Genomic DNA, 1,806 nt, shown 5'->3' with positions numbered 1-1,806 from the left:
CTCCCCCGGTCCTGCGGCGGCCGGTTACCCGGCCGGGACGGGTTCACCCCTTCGGGGGGCGCCGGCTTCACCCGTCCCCGGCCCACCCTGGGCGTACGCGGGCGGCCGGCCGCGCGTGACCGGCCGCCCGCCGGCGCGTTCCGGTCGGGCTCGACCCGGCGGCGGCCAGAGGTGGCCGGAGGTGGCTGGAGATGGCCGGAGGTGGCCGGAGGTGGCCGGAGACGGCCAGAGCGCCAGCGGTGACCGGTGGGACAGGGGGTGCGCGACAGGTGGGACCGATCGCACGGCTGGCCGGCGGCGGCATCGCACTCGGCGCGGCGGCGGTCGGCGCGGCGGCGGTACGCGCGCTGACCGCGCCGCGCCGGGTCGGCTGGCCGGACGGCGGCGACGGGCGGCCCGCGCGCTGGCAGGTGGTGACGGTGGACCGCCCACCCGGCCAGGTGCTGCCCGAGGGCCGCTGGCCGGAGCCGCTACGCCGGCTCGGCGACGCGGTGCAGGTGCGGGTCCGCCCCGCCCCCGGTGACCGGGGCACCGAACTCGCCGCCCGGCCGCGCCCGGGTGCCGGACCGCCGCCGGGGCTCGCCGTCCACCTGGTCGGCGACGACCCGGGTCGGCTGGTCCGGCAGGCGCTTCGGCAGGTCAAACAGCTCGCCGAGACCGGCGAGGTGCTCCGCCCCGACCGCAGTGAGCTGGACCGTCCGGCGGTGACGCCGGAATGAGGGCCCTCTGCTGGATGGGCGCCGGCGAGCTGGCGGTACGGCAGCTGCCCGACCCGGAGCTGCGCAACGCCCACGACGCCATCGTCCGGGTACGGCGCAGTGCCGCCTGCGCCGCCGACCTGGCACTGCTCGCCGGGCGGGGGCCGGCCGTCGGCGAGGTGCTCGGCCACGAGTTCGTCGGCGAGGTGGTCGAGGTCGGTCCGGAGGTGCGCCGGCACCGGGCCGGCGACCGGGTGGTGGTCTGCTCCTCGGTCTCCTGCGGCAGTTGCTGGTACTGCCGCCGCGAGCTGCACTCCTGCTGCGACAACGGCAGCACCGATCCGGCCGCGGGCGAGGCGGCCTGGGGCCACCCGGTCGCTGGCTGCTTCGGTCAGCCCCGGTCCCAGGGCGGCTTCGCCGGCAGCCACGCCGAGTACGTCCGGGTGCCGTACGCCGACGTCGGGGCGTTCGCCGTACCGGAGCCGGTCAGCGACGACCGGGCGTTGTTCGCCTCGGACGCCGCGCCGGCCGGCTGGATGGGCGCCGACCTGGGCGGGGTACGCCCCGGCGACGTGGTGGCAGTCTGGGGCGCCGGCGCGGTCGGCCAGGTCGCCGCGCGGGCGGCGCGGCTGCTCGGCGCGGAGCGGGTGGTGGTGGTCGACCGGCACCCCGACCGGCTGCGCGCGGCCGAGCGGCACGCGGGCGCCGAGACGCTCGACTACCGCCGCGTCGACGTCGCCGCGGAGCTGCGGGAACGCAGTGGCGGCCGGGGACCGGACGTGTGCGTCGACGCGGTCGGTACACCCGCCGCGACCCGTTCGCTGGGTGACCGCCTCACCGGCGCGGCACCCCGCCCGGTGGCGGTCCGGGAGGCGGTGCACGCCTGCCGCAAGGGCGGCAGCGTCGTCGTGCTCGGGGCGCACCCCGGCGTGGTCGACACGTTCCCGCTCGGCGCGGTGACCGCCAAGGGGTTGACCATCCGCGGCGCCCGGCAGCACGGGCCGCGCTACATCCCGATGCTGCTGGACCGGATGGCCCGCGACGAGCTGCGCACCGAGTACCTCGCCACCCACCACCTCCCCCTGGACCGCGCCCCCGAGGCCTACAC

2 protein-coding genes are annotated in these 1,806 nt (G+C 78.8%); both read left to right on the top strand.

What is annotated here, in order from left to right:
• Positions 1 to 347 precede the first annotated feature (347 nt).
• Entirely contained in the window at positions 348 to 719 is a 372-nt protein-coding gene (locus DLJ47_RS30450; protein ID WP_233258101.1) for a hypothetical protein, read from the top strand.
• On the top strand, positions 716 to 1,806 hold a 1,091-nt coding region (locus tag DLJ47_RS30445; protein ID WP_109905175.1), incomplete at its 3' end, for a zinc-binding dehydrogenase. The genes DLJ47_RS30450 and DLJ47_RS30445, both read left to right, overlap by 4 nt.

Source organism: Micromonospora sp. S4605, assembly GCF_003176715.1.
Lineage (GTDB): Bacteria > Actinomycetota > Actinomycetes > Mycobacteriales > Micromonosporaceae > Micromonospora > Micromonospora echinaurantiaca.
Note: the sequence above shows the minus strand (reverse complement) of the source record. Positions and strands in the feature narration are given on the sequence as shown.